Origin of the sequence: Yersinia vastinensis, assembly GCF_902726565.1 — a bacterium.
Lineage (GTDB): Bacteria > Pseudomonadota > Gammaproteobacteria > Enterobacterales > Enterobacteriaceae > Yersinia > Yersinia vastinensis.
In genome coordinates this window covers 97526-115213 of record NZ_CACVAF010000001.1, presented here as the reverse complement: position 1 = coordinate 115213, position 17688 = coordinate 97526, and the positions used below count along the sequence as shown (strand labels likewise).

Genomic DNA, 17688 nt, shown 5'->3' with positions numbered 1-17688 from the left:
AGATGATTATCATGAATTAGATGATAGCTTATTCGATAGCGGCACCAGCGACGACTGGAAGCGATTATGCTGCAATACCGGCATCTGATGACGAATCGTTTTCAATCCTGTGGTACCGATTTTGACTTTTAAAGCCGAAACCGCATCGGGGTTCTGCCCAATAATTTTACCCCAGGCATCAACCGCCATGGTATGGCCCCAAGTCCGGCGGGTAGCGCCGTGACGCCCCACCTGTGCGGCGGCCAATATCACACACTGATTTTCAATTGCTCGTGCGCGCAATAAAATCTCCCAATGCGCTTCACCGGTGACTTTGGTAAAGGCCGAAGGAACAGAAATAATCTCAGCCCCCTGCGCCCGCAAAGCTTGGAACAAGCCGGGGAAACGCAAGTCATAGCAAATTGTCATGCCAAGACGCCCTACCGGGGTATCCACCACCGTCAATTGCTGCCCCGGCTGGTAGGTATCTGACTCTCGGTAGTGGCCATGAAGATCGTTGATATCCACATCAAACATGTGAATTTTATCGTAGCGTGCTTTAAGCTCGCCCTGATCATCGAAAAGCAAGCTACTGGTGGTAATAAGATCCGGAGACTCACGGCTTATCAACGGCATTGATCCTACCTGAATCCACACGCCATATTTACGCGCCATCTCACGGACTTCCTGCTGCAATGGCCCGTCATTGTGCTGCTCTGCATGGTGACGATAGGAGGCAGCATTGGCAAATAGCAATGCATTTTCCGGCGTCATCACCAGTTGAATACCTGAGTTTAACTGTTTGATCTGCTGCTCAATTTGAGCCAGATTATCACGGGTATTTTCACCGCTGCATAACTGTAATAATGCGACATTGGCATTTTTCATGGCGCCTTACTCTCCTTTAGCTGGCGTAATACTTCATGGATGGCCGGTTGATCCAAGCTACCGGTAATTTGATAGCGAATCAGCGAGACCTTGCTCCATAACGGCCCTAAAATCTTGGAGGCCGCAAATACCGCAGCCCCCACCACCGGGTTAATCGCAAAGGCGGTTGCGACACCGACAGTGGCTGAAATTTCTGGAGTGATGACCGCTTCCATGGCTATCTGGCGCTTAACCAAATCAACATTTCCGCTCATGGCAATATCGGCCGCCAACCCATCAATCACTAAATCATTAGTATGCATCACACCGTTTTTGATATTGGCGGTGCCTCGAATAGAATCAAACGCGAAGTCACGACTAAACGTATCACTAAAATCAAGTTGGAGTTTACGTAATAATGCGTCAAAGCTTACCAGACGCAATAACTGGCCCGCTCGCCCTCCGCCCATATCCGTCAGTAGCCCTCGACCCAATCGGCTTTTTATCGTCCCATTCAGGGTATTAATTTGTGGTTGCCATGGAACCCCGCGCCAACTGATGTCTGCACTGATATCAAATGGCGCATCCTTTATCGGCGTCATCAAACCAAAGAATGAATTAGTTTCATCTATTTTGGGTCCACTCAGAGCAATGTTAAGCGACGTTTTATCGCCTAAACTGTCTTGCTGCCACTGCCCCGAAATTTTAGCTCGACCATTACCCGCTTCAATAAGCCCGTTAGAGAGCGTCAGAACCGAGCCTTTAGGCACTAAATCCGCATTCACCCGTCCGATACTCTGCCCTAAAACCCAACACTCTTTGCAGCGCAGTTGCAGGGCTGGCCAGTCATGAAACGATAATGCGCTAGGGCTTTGTGGCTCCTGCAACGCCGCTTTCGCTAATGGATCATTCTTTTCGTTTCCTGCCCATTGCGGATTGTAATAAAGATAATCAATATCAGCATGCCATGGTCCGCTTTCCGCCATTAACAAACTGCCATTCACTTCTTGACCTTTTGCCGTGACTTTGGTGCCCGCCAGCAATGGCTCTAGCTGCAATGTCAGGTCATGCCAAGCTTGGCCACCAATCAAGAGTTGTGGTGTTTGTAATATCAACCGCTGAGGGAGAATGACATTGGATTTGCTCCCTTGCATTTTGGGTTGAGCAGAGGAGGTAAAAGAGGCATTTGCGGCGGAAAACTCAGGTGCCAGTAAAGCCAACCAGCGTTCACCATCGAGATTAGGCAACTTGAGCACTAACCCTTTTTCATCAGGCAGTGGCGGTGTTTTTTTGCTATCGGTTTGCCAGATAGCACGAGCCAGTTCCACTTGATCCTTTTGCAGCAACCATTGGCTATTAAATCTATTGTTACCACCCGTGCTCCCCGACAGAATAAAGCTGTCCAGCCCGCCGACGGCCTTAACCTGCAATGGCAACGATTGACCGCTGGCTTTATCTAGCGGTGGAGGTAAGTGACTGCTCACTTTTTTAAGATCAGCCGTGACATCAATTTTATAATCTGGCTGACCATTTTTAGGTAACTGCACTGCAACTTTGCCTTGCCAGTTCGCGCTACCACTGAGTAATTTCGCCACATCATCCGGTACACCTGGTAATTTGGCCGGCAGCCAGTCCCCTTGTAGGCCAACATTGACCAAAAAGTTCTTAGGTTGCTCTTCAGTTGTGAAATCCACACTCAGTGGCTGCCCGAACCAGTTAGCGGATAACGTATCGCTGTCCAGATTGCCGTCATTGAAACGGAATTTACCGCTGATATTCTCCAACTGGCTTTGCAGTGGTTTAACCAACAGGCTGTTATTCTTCAAGGTCACTTCACCGCTGGCATGGGTGATGCGGTTCTCCTCAAGGGGAATATCTAGGTGTAAGCGCCCACTAACCGCTCCTCCGACCTGAAGTTCTTCAAGCGTTTGAGCCACAGAATCATTAAGAGGAGTGTGGGTGAAGTAGTCATGAACATCGCGCCCTTCACCGGCAACCTCGGCATCGACATACAGTTTTTCTTTCAGATAATCGGGAATAATCGCACGGATATTGCTGCCGGTAACGTTACCCAGCATGGCATGAGGCGCATTCATCCACAGACCTTCATTAAGGAAATCGAGATCGATCGCTAAATTCTCTAATGCAGGCCAATCTGGCTGAAACGCGAAGGTCGCATTACGCAACGGGACATAGACTTGGAATTGGCCCTCTTTATGTTGATAAGGGAAATAATGCGGGTTGCCGTTATAAATCAGCGTAGCATTATCCACCTGCCCGCCCTGTAACGCTTGGGTCAGGTAGTCGGCCAATTTCTTGCCCATTAATGGAACCGGGAAGTAGCGCCAAGCATCGGTTGCATCATACAGACGAATACCTGTCAGAATCTTAAGCCATGGTTGCCCTTTATTCGGCTGCATATAACGGAAACTGCCATTGCCCCACAAGGATTTTGCCCTAATATCTAGCTGATCGCTCCACAACTCCCAACCATTATCATCGGCCTGCCAATTCACGATACCACTGGCCTTGCTGACCTCTAATGGGGCGCGGAACATGTCACCGTAAGGTAATGTGCTGTTGTTAAGATTGATATCCAACCGCCCAAGCTCGGCAGTCCCACTCAGCGCACCAGCAAAATTATTCACTCCCGGAAGCAAATCCCAGTGCTGCCAACTGATATCGTGCCATTTAGCTTGGAAACGCGTTCTTTGTGGTTGGCTGATCGGGATATCTAATGCCAGCGCGTCCACGATCCCTTGTGGTTGTAAATCCGCCCAGCGCTTCATGAGTTCAGGGGTAAAAAGGGATACTGTCGGCAATAACGGTCCGACACGTTCGAGCTGAATATTAGCAGCGCGAATACGTAATTCTTGAGATTGGTCTGGGCCAATAAATTGAGTATTTTCAGGTAACCACAACGCAGACAGACGCCCTTTCGGCCACGCTTGCCCGTCAGTTTTGAGACTCAATTCTGGTGCATCAATTTGCCAACCGCGGCCTTGACGATGGCCTTCCAGAACAAAATTATCCACCGCGAGCTGATGAGATTGCTCACCGACCGTCCAATTGGCTTGCCCCTGACTGAGCAGAACATTGCCGCTGTAGATTTCGCCACTTTTAATGCTCAACCACGCTGCCAGACTAAATTCGGCACTGTCTAACCCGGTATTATTGTGTAACCAGCGGCTAATCCAAGGTTTCAGGTCGATATTATCGGCCTGCATATAAACAGTGCCATTATTTAAAATACCCTGATTATCATGCAGATCCATCCGCACCATCACGACACCATGCTGACCATTAATGGTCGAAAGGCTAATTTGCCCTTCCGCTCGATGCCGGCTGGGGGAGTTGAGCCACGTCAGTTGCGGGATCTCTAATTCGGCACGCGGGCCTGATGGCGTGAGAAATGAAATACGGCTGTTGCGCAGATCGAAATGGTCTAATTGGCGCAGGAAGATATCAGTAATCGTGCTGGCTTCAAGGCTACTGCTGCTGTTCTGCTGCCGATCCAATGTGGTGTGCAAATCTAGCTGCAACTGATAGAACGTCATATCGCGGAACTGCCAGCGCCGATGCAGTAGGGATTGCCAAACATCCAGCGCAAGAGTTACCCGTTGCACCTGCCAATCGGCTTTCGGCAATGTCGCTCGAATATCACGCAACTCCAACGTCGGGCCAAAGGTTTCCCACGTCCCTTGCATGAATCCCACTTCCAGTGGGATACCGCTGATGGACTGAACCTTAGCCACGATTTGTGTACGATAGTCGTTGATGTGAGGCAGCATCATGCGTAGCCCACTGACTAACAGTGCCACCACAACAATAATTGTGGCGCCTGTCGCAAACATTATCCTGGGCAGTCGCCTCACACTTCTCTCCTTGCCATCCCTGTAAGGCCGGGAGGCTCTTACATCATCACCACATCAAACTGTTCTTGGTTATACAGTGGCTCAATCTGAACTTTAACCTGCTTACCAACAAAAATTTCTACTTCCGCTAATGCATGAGACTCTTCACCTTTCAGTGCCTCTCCTACCGCCGGAGAAGCATAGACCAAGAAGCGGTCAGAATCATAAGCATGATGGACACGGACAATTTCACGCAAGATCTCGTAGCACACCGTTTCGACTGATTTGACCGTGCCGCGCCCACGGCAAGTTGGGCATTCATTGCATAGCACATGCTCAATACTTTCCCGCGTACGCTTACGCGTCATTTCTACTAAGCCTAGCTGAGAGAAACCGTTAATACTGGTTTTTACTCGATCTTTACTCAGTGCCTGTTCCAGTGAATGCAATACACGTCGACGATGTTCTTCATTACTCATGTCAATGAAATCAATAATGATAATCCCACCCAGATTCCGCATCCGCAGTTGGCGTGCGATGGCCTGAGTCGCTTCAATATTGGTATTGAAAATCGTCTCATCAAGATTACGATGACCGACAAAAGCGCCAGTATTGATATCCACTGTGGTCATGGCTTCAGTCTGGTCAATAATCAGGTAACCTCCTGATTTTAACTCAACTTTACGCTCCAGAGATCGCTGTATTTCATTTTCGACATCATAGAGGTCGAAAATGGGCTGTTTGCCAGTATACAGCTCCAACTTTTCAGTCATTTCTGGAATATATTCACTGGTAAACTCCACCAGCAAATCATAGGTTAATTTGGAGTCGACACGAATTTTATCCAATGCCGCACCAGCAAAATCACGCAGCACACGTTGTGCCAGAGCCATCTCGCCATATAACTTGCATTTGGTATTGTTGCGTTTTTTCCGCTCCTGAACTTTCGTCCACAAGCGTTTGAGGAAAGCGGCATCAGCAGAAAGTTCCTCTTCACCAATCCCTTCTGCAGCAGTGCGAATAATAAAACCGCCTTGCTCATCACAATAGCCGGTCACGGTTTTTTTCAGCCGTTCGCGTTCAGCTTCACTTTCAATTCGCTGGGAAACACCGACATGAGCAGCCCCTGGCATCAAAACCAGATAGCGCGAAGGTAGGGTGATATCGGTGGTTAAACGTGCGCCTTTAGTACCAAGCGGGTCTTTCACCACCTGCACGATTAAATCCTGCCCCTGGCGCACCAGTTCAGCAATATCGCGCACATTGAAATTTTTCTGCTCATCCCCAGCCACACATTCGGTGTGGGGCATGATGTCGGAAGCATGGAGGAAGGCGGCCTTATCCAGACCAATATCGACGAAAGCCGCTTGCATGCCCGGTAGCACCCGGCTGACACGACCCTTATAGATATTACCGACGATCCCTCTTTTCGCTTCACGTTCGATATGTATTTCTTGCAGGATGCCACCGTCAATGTAGGCAACCCGCGTTTCAGACGGTGTAATATTGACCAGTAATTCAGCTGTCATGTATTCCTCTCACATTACGTAGCGCAATGAAATTACTTAGTAATTCATGGGTTTCTACCAACGGCAGTCCTACAACGGCATGGTAACTGCCGGTAATGGATCTGACGAAACAACCACCTTTCCCCTGAATACCGTACGCGCCCGCTTTGTCCATGGGTTCACCGGTAGCAATATAATCACTGATTTCCAACTGGGATAACACGCGAAATGTCACATCTGTCACAACCATGGCAGATAACAAATCGTGTCGATCAGCCAGCGACACCGCAGTAATCACTTGATGTTGCTGGCCTGACAACGTACTTAATATTTGCTGCGCGTGTGCTTTATCTCGTGGTTTTTCTAATACTTGCCCATTTAATACCACAATAGTATCTGCCCCTAAGACAGGTAAATCTTGTGGTGCGACCTTCACCCCTGCCTGTGCTTTGTCCTGCGCCAAACGCCGGACATATTCTTGTGCACTTTCTTCTGGTCGACGTTGCTCTTCGACCTCTGTTTTGAGCACCTCAAAAGGGACACCAAGCAGAGTTAATAATTCACGGCGACGTGGAGAACCAGAAGCGAGGTACAGGGCGGTCATGAGTCTTAATTCCTTATTGCACCGCAAATTGACGGCGAATTTTGCGCATTAACAAAAATAGCCAAGGCCACAAAATACCGTTGACTACACTACTCCAGAAAACTTCGGGGCGGAATGAGACGTTACTGACTAAAAACTCCGACCAGAACACCACGACATCCATTGTCAGCGAAAGCAGCATCACAATGAGCGCCTGCTGCCACAATGCCATATTGCGAAATAGCTGAAACTTGAATGCCACCAGATAAGCAATAATGCTCAGTGCCAGCGCCCGAACGCCAAGAGTTGAACCTAAAATAAGATCCATAATCAGCCCGAGGATAAAGCCAGTCCCAACATTGACACGATGTGGCAATGCCATTACCCAATAAATAAGGACCAGGGCCAGCCATGAAGGGCGGAACATATAAATCTGTTCTGGCCACGGCATAATTTGCAGCACCATGGCAATCAGGAAAGACAACCAAATCACCCAACGGCCATTACTGCTGTAGCGGTTCATGGTGACACTCCTGGCGCAGTCACTGCTGTTGGTGTCGCAGCAGCAGGTGGTGCCGGTGGCCCCATCTCATCTGCGGCAGGCAATACTTGCGACATCATGGGAGCCAAACGTTCATTTGCGACACGGCGAACTTCATCTGGAGGCAAAGGTATGTCGCCATTACGATCCGCGCCCCACAACAGCAAAAGGTAACGCAAACGCTGCAAATCCGCCGTCGGACGAGCTTGAATCACCGTATAAGCACGCTGGTTATCAACTTTGACTGATGAAACGACAGCAACAGGATATCCTTCAGGGAAACGCCCCCCTAAGCCAGATGTCACTAACACATCACCGACGCGAATATCTGTATTGCTTGGTAAATGCTCTAATAATAAGTCATCAGTGCAACCACTCCCGGCAGCAATAACTCGAATATCATTTCGCAGCACCTGAATAGGGAGAGCGTGTGAGGTATCACAAATCAAGAGCACTCGGCTGGTTAATTTACTCACAGCGACCACCTGACCTACGACACCGCGGTCACTGATGACCGGCTGGCCTTCGTAAACGCCATTGTTAGAACCTTTGTCGATAACCACTTGATCACTATATGGATCTGTCCCACTGGACATCACCTGCGTCACCATTTTCTGTTCATCTTGACGCAGCGGGGAGCCGAGCAATTCACGTAAGCGGTTATTTTCCTGCTTAAATTGCCCAAGTAACTGCAAATCTGTATTTTTCAGCAACAGTTCTTGGCGTAATGCACGATTTTCCAGCTCCAATTGTTGGTGGGTAGCCAGAGTTTCAGAAACGTTATCGAGAACTTTGCGTGGCCCATTGGCCAAAAAATAGAAAGGGCTAACGGCGGTATCCATATAAGTACGTATTTTAACAAATGTACCTAATCGGCTATCCGCTATAACTAAAATAATGGCTGCAAGAACGGCAAAGAACAACCGCAGTTGCAGGGATGGACCCCGGCTAAAAATCGGCTTCATAAATTATGGGTATTCCTTGACGGCATGAAGGAGGAAGCGCCAAATCTGAATCACCCTTTCGTACTTGACGTTACAGCAGCATCCACGGCCTTAACGCATCCGAAGAACTGACCTGAACCAGTTTATTCGAATGCGTTATTGCCTGGCTGCACGCCTATGACGTCTAACCTGGGTAGAGATTTATCTGACCGGCCCTTCTCCTTTTGGCTGACTATTCTTCGCTGAACAAATCGCCGCCATGCATGTCGATCATTTCCAGCGCTTTACCACCACCGCGAGCGACGCAGGTCAATGGATCTTCTGCCACCACCACTGGGATACCGGTTTCTTCCATCAGCAAACGATCCAGATTGCGTAGCAATGCGCCACCACCAGTCAACACCATGCCGCGCTCTGAAATATCAGATGCCAACTCTGGTGGACACTGTTCCAGCGCAACCATAACCGCGCTAACAATACCGGTCAGTGGCTCTTGCAGCGCTTCAAGGATCTCATTGGAGTTCAGTGTAAAGCCACGTGGAACCCCTTCAGCAAGGTTACGGCCACGCACTTCAATTTCCAGAACTTCATCACCCGGATAAGCAGAGCCAATACTGTGCTTGATACGTTCGGCTGTTGCCTCACCAATCAATGAACCGTAGTTACGACGCACATAATTAATGATGGCTTCATCAAAGCGGTCACCACCGATACGAACGGAAGATGAATAAACCACGCCATTCAGAGAGATAACCGCCACTTCGGTAGTACCACCACCAATGTCCACAACCATGGAGCCGGTCGCTTCAGAAACGGGCAGACCTGCGCCAATTGCCGCCGCCATTGGCTCTTCAATTAAGAACACTTCACGCGCACCTGCGCCTTGGGCTGATTCACGGATCGCACGGCGCTCAACCTGAGTTGCCCCGACCGGTACGCACACCAGCACACGCGGACTTGGGCGCATAAAGCTGTTGCTGTGAACTTGCTTGATAAAGTGTTGCAGCATTTTTTCAGTGACAAAGAAGTCGGCGATAACGCCGTCTTTCATCGGGCGAATCGCTGCGATATTGCCAGGGGTACGCCCCAGCATCTGTTTGGCATCATGGCCCACAGCCGCAACGCTCTTCGGTGAACCGGCACGATCCTGACGAATAGCAACCACTGAAGGTTCATTCAGTACAATGCCTTGTCCTTTAACATATATAAGGGTATTGGCGGTACCCAAGTCGATGGACAAGTCGTTGGAAAACATGCCACGAAATTTCTTAAACATAACGAAAGGATAATCCTGCAAGCTGGGGGCGAAAAATAAAATCCGCCTACTTTACCAACCACACGAAGCAGCGACAAGGCGCAAAAACGTCCTGATTCGGTGAAAAAGTAGCTGCGTTATTGACATCTCGCTCCATTCAGACCCCATGTTGTTTGAAAAGGTTGAATAAACCCTTGGCACAACACCGATTCTGCGCAACGACCGGCGTAACACAGCACATAAAATCTAACATTTAACCTGATTCTCGTTGGAAGTAAGTGCCCACCAACGATTTACGGAAATGACTGGCATATTCTACGTTAATTTTTGCTCAACGATCAGGCTAAACATGGCCCTAATACGAATATTTTTTCTTTCCGGGGTTCAAAAGCGTGGGTGGAGCAAAAAAATTGCCCTGTCCACCATAAACACCTTTCTCTTTCAGAGTTTGCCATTCTTCACGGGTAAGGACTTCTGCGGCAAAAACTTTCGCGGGTGTCCCTGCACAAGCACCGATCAGGCTATCAACAAACAGCTGATTTTCGTAACGTAAATTAATACTTCTTACTAACCCCGGGTGAAGCTTGATCATTTCAACCCGTAGAGACTTAATATATGAGGTACTGACCACCGTCAATCCGGCCTGCGACACCATGACCTTACAGCCAACACCAAGCAACAAACGCATCATCGGACGGATTTGGCTGATATATTGACACACATCTGCCTCCGCAAGTTCAAAGATAATTCGCTCTCTATCCGATTTTCTGCACTGTAGCAGTGTATCCCGCAGCCAGCGCTGGAAAGGACGCTGCAATAATGAATCAACGCAGATAGAAAATGCCAGAGTTTCGTCCGGCCATAAAGCTAATAAAGGAATTATCCGATCAATTTTTTGACGATCATAACGTTCGCCTAGGCCGAACAGTTGCACCAGAGGCATAAATTCAGCTGCGCGGAGTTCTTGTTCACCATCATATATACGGCTGATTATCTCACGGTGATGGATTTTCCCATCAACGGTTACCACCGGTTTTTGATAAAGCCTTGGGCCACCATTCGCCAGTGTTTGCTCCAATAACGTGCGCCATTTGACACTTCCGCGCCCTTTTTCTGACACTTGAGTATCGTAGATGTACCACCCATTCCCTCCATACATTGCCGCATTTTTGGTCGCCTGTCCCACATTATCCATAATCTGTTCTGCGGAATCGCCGTTGCGGTACGCCACAATACCAATATGTAGTAATGACTCGCGATCAATAACATGAGGTTTGGGTAATGCTCCCACCGCATTAACCAATTGTGCGGCCATGACATCGGCATCTTTTAAGGTTTTGTGTGGAAGTAATATCGCAATATCACTCTGATGATAACGGGCTAATAATGCTGAAGGGTGACGGGCGACAAAAGTAGAAAGCAGGTTAATTAATGAATGCATCAACTCCTGCACCTGCCGATGGTCATCCGTTTCAATTAAACTATCAAAATCAGGTAGTTGTACCATCATAACAACGCCATGAGCACCTGACTCTTCCAGTTGAGTGGTGAGTTGGTTATCAAAAAACTGACGGTTACCAAAGCCGGTTTTGGCATCTCGGGCCGCAAAAGTACGAATTAATGTATCCACATGATTGCGTTCTTCCCTAACTTCGATCAACTCCGCCAATAAATGATCAATAGCACGGCTGGCGCAAGGTGGCCATTCGTGGCCCTCACTACGAATGGCATGTTCACGCTCGCCATTGAGAATGCGTTTCGCCCGCCATTCTAGTTTCTCTTGCCCTGCCGTCTGTTCACGTAACCAGCGGAAACTCAGCAATAGCGTCATGGCAATCACAATCACGGCCAACGATAAAATGGCGACCGCATAAAGGGAGCGAGCATAACTGCTTAGGGGGTCGATATAGGTAAAGTGCATCGAGGCCCCGGGCTGATGCAGCATGGGTACAGCTAGGCTGCGGTAGCGGCTTTTACTGTTCCATGGCGCATAAATAGCGGGGAGTTTGAGATGATATAGCGTACTACTTTCGTTTTGGATGCTGACTTCCAGCACCCCTAGAGTCCGCATCATAATAGGTAGCCATTCGCGTTCTTTATCAGCAGGTTGCAGCAGTAATGACTGATCGTAAGCAGTCACAATCCCCTGAAGGCGATGCTCCATTTTTTTCTGACACAAATAAAAGAAACTTGCCGTGCTACCGAGTAACACCAGACACATCGCCACGACAATCAGCAGCGTCATAAACACAGATAGTTTGGTTGTAAATCTCATCCCTTAACCTTGCGAAGCGCAATTAGGTGAAAAAAAGGCCTCAGTTCCCTCGAATAAACACTATATGACAAAAGCGAGTCATAACACGGATTTTTTACTTCATAGCGCGACTGGGACACTTTAACCCAGCCTTTTACATTAAAGCTTAGTTTACCTGCTTCAAGGATAGTCAGGGTAAAGTTCAACAGCCCGATTTTTGTTCTTGATCAGGCTAGGAAGTTGATGTTGTCGCTATATTGGCTCACTCTTAACTCTTACTTTCTTTGAATTTTTGGAGTGCCATATGCGAGCGCTTGTCCTTGAGCAAACCGAAGGCCGTACCACTGCAGAAGTGCGTGAAATATCGCCTTCACAGTTGCCTGCCGGTAATGTCACCGTTGATGTCAATTGGTCTAGCCTGAATTATAAAGATGCGCTGGCCATCACAGGCAAAGGGAAAATTATCCGTGAATTCCCGATGGTTCCTGGCATTGATTTTGCGGGCACCGTCCACAGCAGCGAAGATCCGCGTTTTCATGTTGGTCAATCCGTGTTGCTGACAGGTTGGGGGGTCGGTGAAAACCATTGGGGAGGGTTGGCAGAGCAGGCTCGTGTTAATGGCGACTGGTTGGTTCCTATGCCTGAGGGGTTAGAGCCTCGCAAGGCGATGATTATTGGTACGGCAGGCTTCACTGCCATGTTGTGTGTCATGGCATTAGAAGAAGGTGGTGTGACTCCTGACAGTGGCGAAGTAGTTGTAAGTGGGGCCAGTGGGGGGGTGGGTAGCACCGCGATAGCCTTACTTTCGGCACTAGGTTATCAAATTGCGGCTATTTCTGGTCGTGACAGCAACAGTGAATACCTCAAAAGTCTGGGTGCTCACCGGGTGTTATCTCGCAATGAATATCTTGATGCTTCACGCCCATTAGAGAAACAGCTCTGGGCGGGCGCGATTGATACCGTTGGCGATAAATTACTGGCTAAGATTCTGGCACAAATGAATTATAACGGGACCGTCGCAGCCTGCGGCTTGGCGGGGGGTTATACCCTTCCAACAACAGTCATGCCCTTTATTCTGCGCAATGTGCGTTTGCAAGGGGTCGATTCAGTGATGACGCCACAACAAAGACGCCTACAAGCTTGGCAACGGTTGCAGAAAATTTTACCTGAGAGCTTCTACCACCAAGCTTCGCAATCCATCACATTGGCTGATGCACCGGCAATGGCTGAACGCTTGCTCGCTAACGATGTCACGGGTAGAACCTTGGTGAAAGTTCGTTAATACTGGGTTAACGCCTGCTGAAAAACGAAAGCCGGGGAGTATTCATCTTCCCGGCGTCCTACCGTAACAATCAGAAATATCATATTTTCCTTTGTCCCCTCGCACTTATTCCCATAACCCGTCATGATTATTATTACCATTAAGGTCAGTCTGACGGAGTCATGCTATGCGTAACTTTTTCCTGAATACCAAGAGCAATTCTTCCGGCACACACAATGTACCGCGCAAACTGACTGAAGCGGATGTGACGCCTGAGAGCATTTTTTATCAGCGCCGTAAGGTATTGCAAGCATTGGGGATCACTGCCGCCACGTTAGCATTACCTACCAGCGCACAAGCAGATTTACTGGCGTGGTTTAAAGGCAATAACCGCCCGAAAGCACCATCGGGCAAGCCATTAGACTTCACTAAATCAACGGCCTATCACCCCGATTTAGCGATGACGCCAGAGGATAAAGTGACGGGCTACAATAATTTCTACGAATTTGGTCAGGATAAAGCCGATCCTGCAGCCAATGCCGGCACACTAAAAACTGAAGGCTGGCAGATTAAAATTGACGGTGATGTCGCTAAACCGATGACGCTTGATATTGATGATCTGATGAAGCGCTTTCCTTTGGAAGAGCGCATCTATCGCATGCGTTGCGTGGAAGCTTGGTCAATGGTAGTACCGTGGATTGGGTTTGAATTAGGAAAATTACTGAAGTTGGTTGAACCGACCAGTAATGCGCGCTATGTCGCGTTTCAAACACTTTATGCGCCAGATCAGATGCCAGGGCAAGAAGATCGCTTTATTGGCGGTGGCCTGAAATATCCTTATGTCGAAGGGTTAAGACTGGACGAGGCCATGCACCCTCTGGCCTTTATGACGCTAGGTGTCTATGGCAAGGCCCTGCCTCCGCAAAATGGTGCGCCATTGCGCCTCATTACCCCGTGGAAATATGGCTTTAAAGGAATAAAATCCATCGTACATATTCGACTGACTCATGACCAGCCCCCCACCACCTGGAACCTGAGCGCACCCAATGAATACGGTTTTTATGCCAATGTGAACCCACATGTGGACCATCCGCGCTGGTCACAAGCGACTGAACGTTTTATCGGCTCCGGCGGCATCCTTGATGTTCAGCGCCAACCCACTCTGCTGTTTAATGGTTATGCCGATCAAGTCGCTTCACTCTATCGTGGTTTGGATCTTCGGGAGAATTTCTAATGCGGCTGAGTTTACGACAAATTAAATGGCTCAAGGTGGCTATCTGGCTGGCGGCAGCGCTGCCCTTGCTGTGGCTAATTTTGTCTGTTGATCAAGGTTGGTTCAGTGCCGACCCCGCGAAAGATATTCAGCATTTTACCGGCCGGATGACCCTTAAACTGTTATTGGCTACGTTGTTGGTCACGCCACTGGCACGATATGGCAAGCAACCTCTACTGATCCGCTGTCGTCGGCTCTTGGGGTTATGGTGTTTTGCTTGGGGGACACTGCATTTAGTCAGTTACTCGGTGCTGGAATTAGGATTGAGCAATATTGGCCTATTAGGACGTGAATTAGTCACCCGTCCCTACCTGACATTAGGCATTATTAGTTGGTTATTGTTACTGTCACTGGCCGTGACATCTACCTTGTGGGCACAACGAAAAATGGGAGCTAACTGGCAAAAGCTGCATAATTTGGTGTATGTTGTCGCCATTCTTGCGCCAATTCATTATCTTTGGTCGGTGAAAACGTTATCGCCACTGCCCATTATTTACGCAGTGACCGCAGCAATATTATTGGCACTACGTTATAAGAAATTTCGGCAATGGTGCCGCTAAAAGTCTGAACTTATCCACGTTCTCCACTCTTTATACCTAACGTCAGTGGTTCGCGTTAGCGGGCGTAGTTAACCTCTGTGCAACATCATGGGCGGAGGGCATAATAAGGTAGTAAGCGCACAATTCGTATTTTTTTCTATTGAATATCTTCGCTGATAAGACCAGTATTTAGCTGCGAATTGCTACGATATCATTATAATGCTCGACCTTAGTACCGATCGCAGTGTCAAATTCGTCGTAAAAAGGTGACAAATCGGTGACATCAGGTTATTTTTTACGATGATGTACTAATTGCCGGAGATACCAGCATAATGTCGGATAAGTTTCACATTTTGCTTCTGAATGGCCCTAACTTGAATCTGCTTGGAACGCGTGAACCCGAAAAGTACGGATCCACGACGTTGGCTGATATTATCAGCCAGTTAGAGGTTCAAGCTCAGGGAATGGATGTGGTGCTGTCCAATTTGCAGTCAAATGCAGAACATGTGCTGCTCGATAGAATTCACCAGGCACGGGGTAATATCGATTTTATCCTGATCAACCCAGCAGCGTTTACGCACACCAGCGTAGCACTGCGCGATGCGCTGTTAGGTGTGGAGATCCCGTTCATCGAGATCCATTTATCTAATGTGCATGCTCGGGAGCCATTCCGTCATCATTCATATCTCTCTGATATCGCAGTTGGCGTAATCTGTGGACTTGGCGCAGATGGCTACAACTTTGCTTTACAGGCAGCGGTAAATCGCTTGTCACAACCCAACTAGACCCGAAATAATTCGAGTTGTGGGAAGGCGGCAACTGAGCAAATCCCCGTGAGCTTACATCAGTAAGTGACTGGGGTGAACGAAGGCAGCCAACACACATACGACTCGAAGTATGAAGGGTATAATTGCAACACAAAAAGAGTACGGAATCACACTCATGGATATTCGTAAGATTAAGAAACTGATCGAACTGGTTGAAGAGTCCGGCATTTCAGAGCTGGAAATCTCAGAAGGCGAAGAGTCAGTACGTATCAGTCGTGCTCCTGCCGCACCAAACTACCCAATGATGCAACAGCCATATGCTTTTGCTGCACCACAACAGCAGCCAGCACTGGCCGCCGCCGTTGCTCCAGCACCGGCTGCTGAAGCCGCTGCACCAGCAGCCATCAGTGGTCACATCGTGCGCTCCCCAATGGTCGGTACGTTCTATCGCACCCCGAGCCCAGATGCTAAAGCCTTCATTGAAGTAGGTCAGAAAGTTTCTGCTGGTGACACTCTTTGCATCGTTGAAGCGATGAAAATGATGAACCAAATCGAAGCAGATAAATCCGGTACTGTAAAAGCCATTCTGGTTGAAAACGGTCAACCGGTTGAATTCGACGAGCCTCTTGTCGTCATCGAGTAACGAGGCGTTCCATGCTTGATAAAATCGTAATCGCTAACCGCGGTGAGATTGCGCTGCGTATCCTGCGAGCTTGTAAAGAGCTGGGGATCAAAACTGTGGCAGTTCACTCCACAGCGGATCGTGATCTTAAACACGTGTTATTGGCTGACGAGACTGTCTGTATCGGTCCCGCACCTTCTGTTAAAAGCTATCTGAACATCCCAGCAATCATTTCTGCTGCGGAGATCACCGGCGCGGTGGCTATTCACCCCGGCTATGGTTTCCTGTCTGAAAATGCTGATTTTGCCGAACAGGTAGAACGTTCAGGTTTCATCTTTATCGGGCCTCGTGCCGAAACTATTCGCCTGATGGGTGATAAAGTTTCTGCTATCAGCGCGATGAAGAAAGCCGGTGTACCTTGCGTACCAGGCTCTGACGGCCCACTGAGCGACGATACTGCCAAAAACAAAGCCTTTGCCAAACGAATCGGTTATCCGGTCATTATCAAGGCATCTGGTGGTGGCGGTGGTCGTGGTATGCGTGTGGTTCGTCACGACAAAGATCTTGAGCAATCCATCAATATGACCCGTGCGGAAGCTAAAGCGGCTTTCAATAACGACATGGTTTATATGGAAAAATACCTTGAGAACCCACGCCATATCGAAATTCAGATTTTGGCTGATGGTCAAGGTAATGCTATCTATCTGGCAGAGCGCGACTGTTCTATGCAGCGCCGCCACCAGAAAGTCGTCGAAGAAGCACCAGCACCTGGCATCACCAACGAAATGCGCCGTTATATCGGTGAGCGCTGTGCGAAAGCCTGTGTGGAAATTGGCTATCGTGGTGCAGGTACTTTCGAGTTCTTGTATGAAAACGGCGAGTTCTATTTCATCGAAATGAACACCCGAATTCAGGTTGAGCACCCGGTTACCGAAATGATCACCGGTGTCGATTTGATCAAAGAACAGCTACGAATTGCTGCTGGCCAACCGCTCTCCATCAAACAAGATGAAGTGAAAGTTCACGGTCACGCGGTTGAATGCCGTATCAACGCCGAAGACCCAAATACCTTCCTGCCAAGTCCGGGTAAAATTACTCGTTTCCATGCGCCAGGCGGTTTTGGTGTGCGTTGGGAGTCTCATATTTACGCCGGCTATACTGTGCCCCCGTATTATGACTCCATGATTGGCAAGCTGATCACTTACGGTGAAAACCGCGACGTTGCTATTGCCCGTATGAAAAATGCGTTGGCAGAACTTATTATCGATGGCATCAAAACCAACGTTGAGTTGCAGCAACGCATTATGAACGACGAAAACTTCCAGCACGGTGGAACCAATATCCACTATCTGGAGAAAAAACTCGGGTTACAAGAAACCTGATATTGCGTTTTTCATGCTGTTGATTTTTCTATCAAGGCCGGTAAATTACCGGCCTTTTT

General features: G+C 48.5%; 14 protein-coding genes. 6 read left to right on the top strand and 8 right to left on the bottom strand.

What is annotated here, in order from left to right; translation table 11 throughout:
- Nucleotides 1-9: 9 nt before the first annotated feature.
- From nit1 to csrD, 8 genes are all read right to left on the bottom strand, one after another.
- Nucleotides 10-867: a deaminated glutathione amidase gene (gene nit1 / locus HUZ92_RS00465; RefSeq protein ID WP_050100574.1), complete on the bottom strand. Its 858-nt coding sequence runs from the start codon at nt 865-867 to the stop codon at nt 10-12.
- Nucleotides 864-4721 carry an AsmA2 domain-containing protein YhdP gene (yhdP, locus tag HUZ92_RS00460; protein WP_145580121.1) on the bottom strand — a complete coding sequence of 1286 codons (3858 nt, stop codon included), beginning with the start codon at nt 4719-4721 and terminating at the stop codon, nt 864-866. Before yhdP ends, nit1 begins: the two co-directional genes overlap by 4 nt.
- A 38-nt stretch (nt 4722-4759) precedes the next feature.
- A complete protein-coding gene (rng, locus tag HUZ92_RS00455) occupies nt 4760-6229 on the bottom strand; it encodes a ribonuclease G (protein WP_050100569.1) in 1470 nt (489 codons plus the stop codon).
- The gene (locus tag HUZ92_RS00450; protein WP_050100567.1) at nt 6219-6812 is read right to left on the bottom strand and encodes a Maf family protein; all 594 of its coding nucleotides are present in this window, start codon (nt 6810-6812) and stop codon (nt 6219-6221) included. The genes rng and HUZ92_RS00450 overlap by 11 nt, the downstream gene beginning before the upstream one ends.
- A 13-nt stretch (nt 6813-6825) precedes the next feature.
- Complete coding sequence (mreD, locus tag HUZ92_RS00445) at nt 6826-7314, bottom strand: rod shape-determining protein MreD (protein WP_032911561.1); 489 nt, start codon at nt 7312-7314, stop codon at nt 6826-6828.
- Nucleotides 7311-8297, bottom strand: coding sequence for a rod shape-determining protein MreC (mreC, locus tag HUZ92_RS00440; RefSeq protein WP_050140217.1), 987 nt, complete (start codon nt 8295-8297; stop codon nt 7311-7313). Before mreC ends, mreD begins: the two co-directional genes overlap by 4 nt.
- 211 nt (nt 8298-8508) lie before the next feature.
- Nucleotides 8509-9552: a rod shape-determining protein MreB gene (mreB, locus tag HUZ92_RS00435; protein WP_002228205.1), complete on the bottom strand. Its 1044-nt coding sequence runs from the start codon at nt 9550-9552 to the stop codon at nt 8509-8511.
- A 334-nt stretch (nt 9553-9886) separates the two neighbouring features.
- Nucleotides 9887-11806 (bottom strand): RNase E specificity factor CsrD, encoded by a 1920-nt coding sequence (gene csrD, locus HUZ92_RS00430; protein WP_050100562.1) that lies wholly within the window; start codon nt 11804-11806, stop codon nt 9887-9889.
- A 283-nt stretch (nt 11807-12089) separates the two neighbouring features.
- Between csrD and acuI the strand changes: the two genes are divergently transcribed.
- The 6 genes from acuI to accC all read left to right on the top strand — a co-directional run bounded on the left by acuI (nt 12090) and on the right by accC (nt 17629).
- Nucleotides 12090-13067, top strand: coding sequence for an acrylyl-CoA reductase (NADPH) (acuI, locus tag HUZ92_RS00425; RefSeq protein WP_050100560.1), 978 nt, complete (start codon nt 12090-12092; stop codon nt 13065-13067).
- 166 nt (nt 13068-13233) lie between these two features.
- A complete protein-coding gene (gene msrP / locus HUZ92_RS00420) occupies nt 13234-14280 on the top strand; it encodes a protein-methionine-sulfoxide reductase catalytic subunit MsrP (RefSeq protein WP_050100558.1) in 1047 nt (348 codons plus the stop codon).
- On the top strand, nt 14280-14879 hold the full coding sequence (gene msrQ, locus HUZ92_RS00415; protein ID WP_050100555.1) for a protein-methionine-sulfoxide reductase heme-binding subunit MsrQ: 600 nt from the start codon (nt 14280-14282) through the stop codon (nt 14877-14879). Before msrP ends, msrQ begins: the two co-directional genes overlap by 1 nt.
- 311 nt (nt 14880-15190) lie before the next feature.
- Nucleotides 15191-15643, top strand: coding sequence for a type II 3-dehydroquinate dehydratase (gene aroQ, locus HUZ92_RS00410; RefSeq protein WP_050100554.1), 453 nt, complete (start codon nt 15191-15193; stop codon nt 15641-15643).
- A gap of 157 nt (nt 15644-15800) precedes the next feature.
- On the top strand, nt 15801-16268 hold the full coding sequence (gene accB, locus HUZ92_RS00405) for an acetyl-CoA carboxylase biotin carboxyl carrier protein (RefSeq protein WP_050100552.1): 468 nt from the start codon (nt 15801-15803) through the stop codon (nt 16266-16268).
- Nucleotides 16269-16279: 11 nt separating this feature from the next.
- Nucleotides 16280-17629: an acetyl-CoA carboxylase biotin carboxylase subunit gene (gene accC, locus HUZ92_RS00400; protein ID WP_050100550.1), complete on the top strand. Its 1350-nt coding sequence runs from the start codon at nt 16280-16282 to the stop codon at nt 17627-17629.
- Nucleotides 17630-17688 lie beyond the last annotated feature (59 nt).

Bases quoted from the DNA above. Each gene is read 5' to 3' on its own strand.
- nit1 (WP_050100574.1), bottom strand. From the start codon at position 867: ATGAAAAATGCCAATGTCGCATTATTACAGTTATGCAGCGGTGAAAAT.
- rng (WP_050100569.1), bottom strand. From the start codon at position 6,229: ATGACAGCTGAATTACTGGTCAATATTACACCGTCTGAAACGCGGGTT.
- HUZ92_RS00450 (WP_050100567.1), bottom strand. From the start codon at position 6,812: ATGACCGCCCTGTACCTCGCTTCTGGTTCTCCACGTCGCCGTGAATTA.
- mreD (WP_032911561.1), bottom strand. From the start codon at position 7,314: ATGAACCGCTACAGCAGTAATGGCCGTTGGGTGATTTGGTTGTCTTTC.
- mreC (WP_050140217.1), bottom strand. From the start codon at position 8,297: ATGAAGCCGATTTTTAGCCGGGGTCCATCCCTGCAACTGCGGTTGTTC.
- mreB (WP_002228205.1), bottom strand. From the start codon at position 9,552: ATGTTTAAGAAATTTCGTGGCATGTTTTCCAACGACTTGTCCATCGAC.
- csrD (WP_050100562.1), bottom strand. From the start codon at position 11,806: ATGAGATTTACAACCAAACTATCTGTGTTTATGACGCTGCTGATTGTC.
- acuI (WP_050100560.1), top strand. From the start codon at position 12,090: ATGCGAGCGCTTGTCCTTGAGCAAACCGAAGGCCGTACCACTGCAGAA.
- msrP (WP_050100558.1), top strand. From the start codon at position 13,234: ATGCGTAACTTTTTCCTGAATACCAAGAGCAATTCTTCCGGCACACAC.
- msrQ (WP_050100555.1), top strand. From the start codon at position 14,280: ATGCGGCTGAGTTTACGACAAATTAAATGGCTCAAGGTGGCTATCTGG.
- aroQ (WP_050100554.1), top strand. From the start codon at position 15,191: ATGTCGGATAAGTTTCACATTTTGCTTCTGAATGGCCCTAACTTGAAT.
- accB (WP_050100552.1), top strand. From the start codon at position 15,801: ATGGATATTCGTAAGATTAAGAAACTGATCGAACTGGTTGAAGAGTCC.
- accC (WP_050100550.1), top strand. From the start codon at position 16,280: ATGCTTGATAAAATCGTAATCGCTAACCGCGGTGAGATTGCGCTGCGT.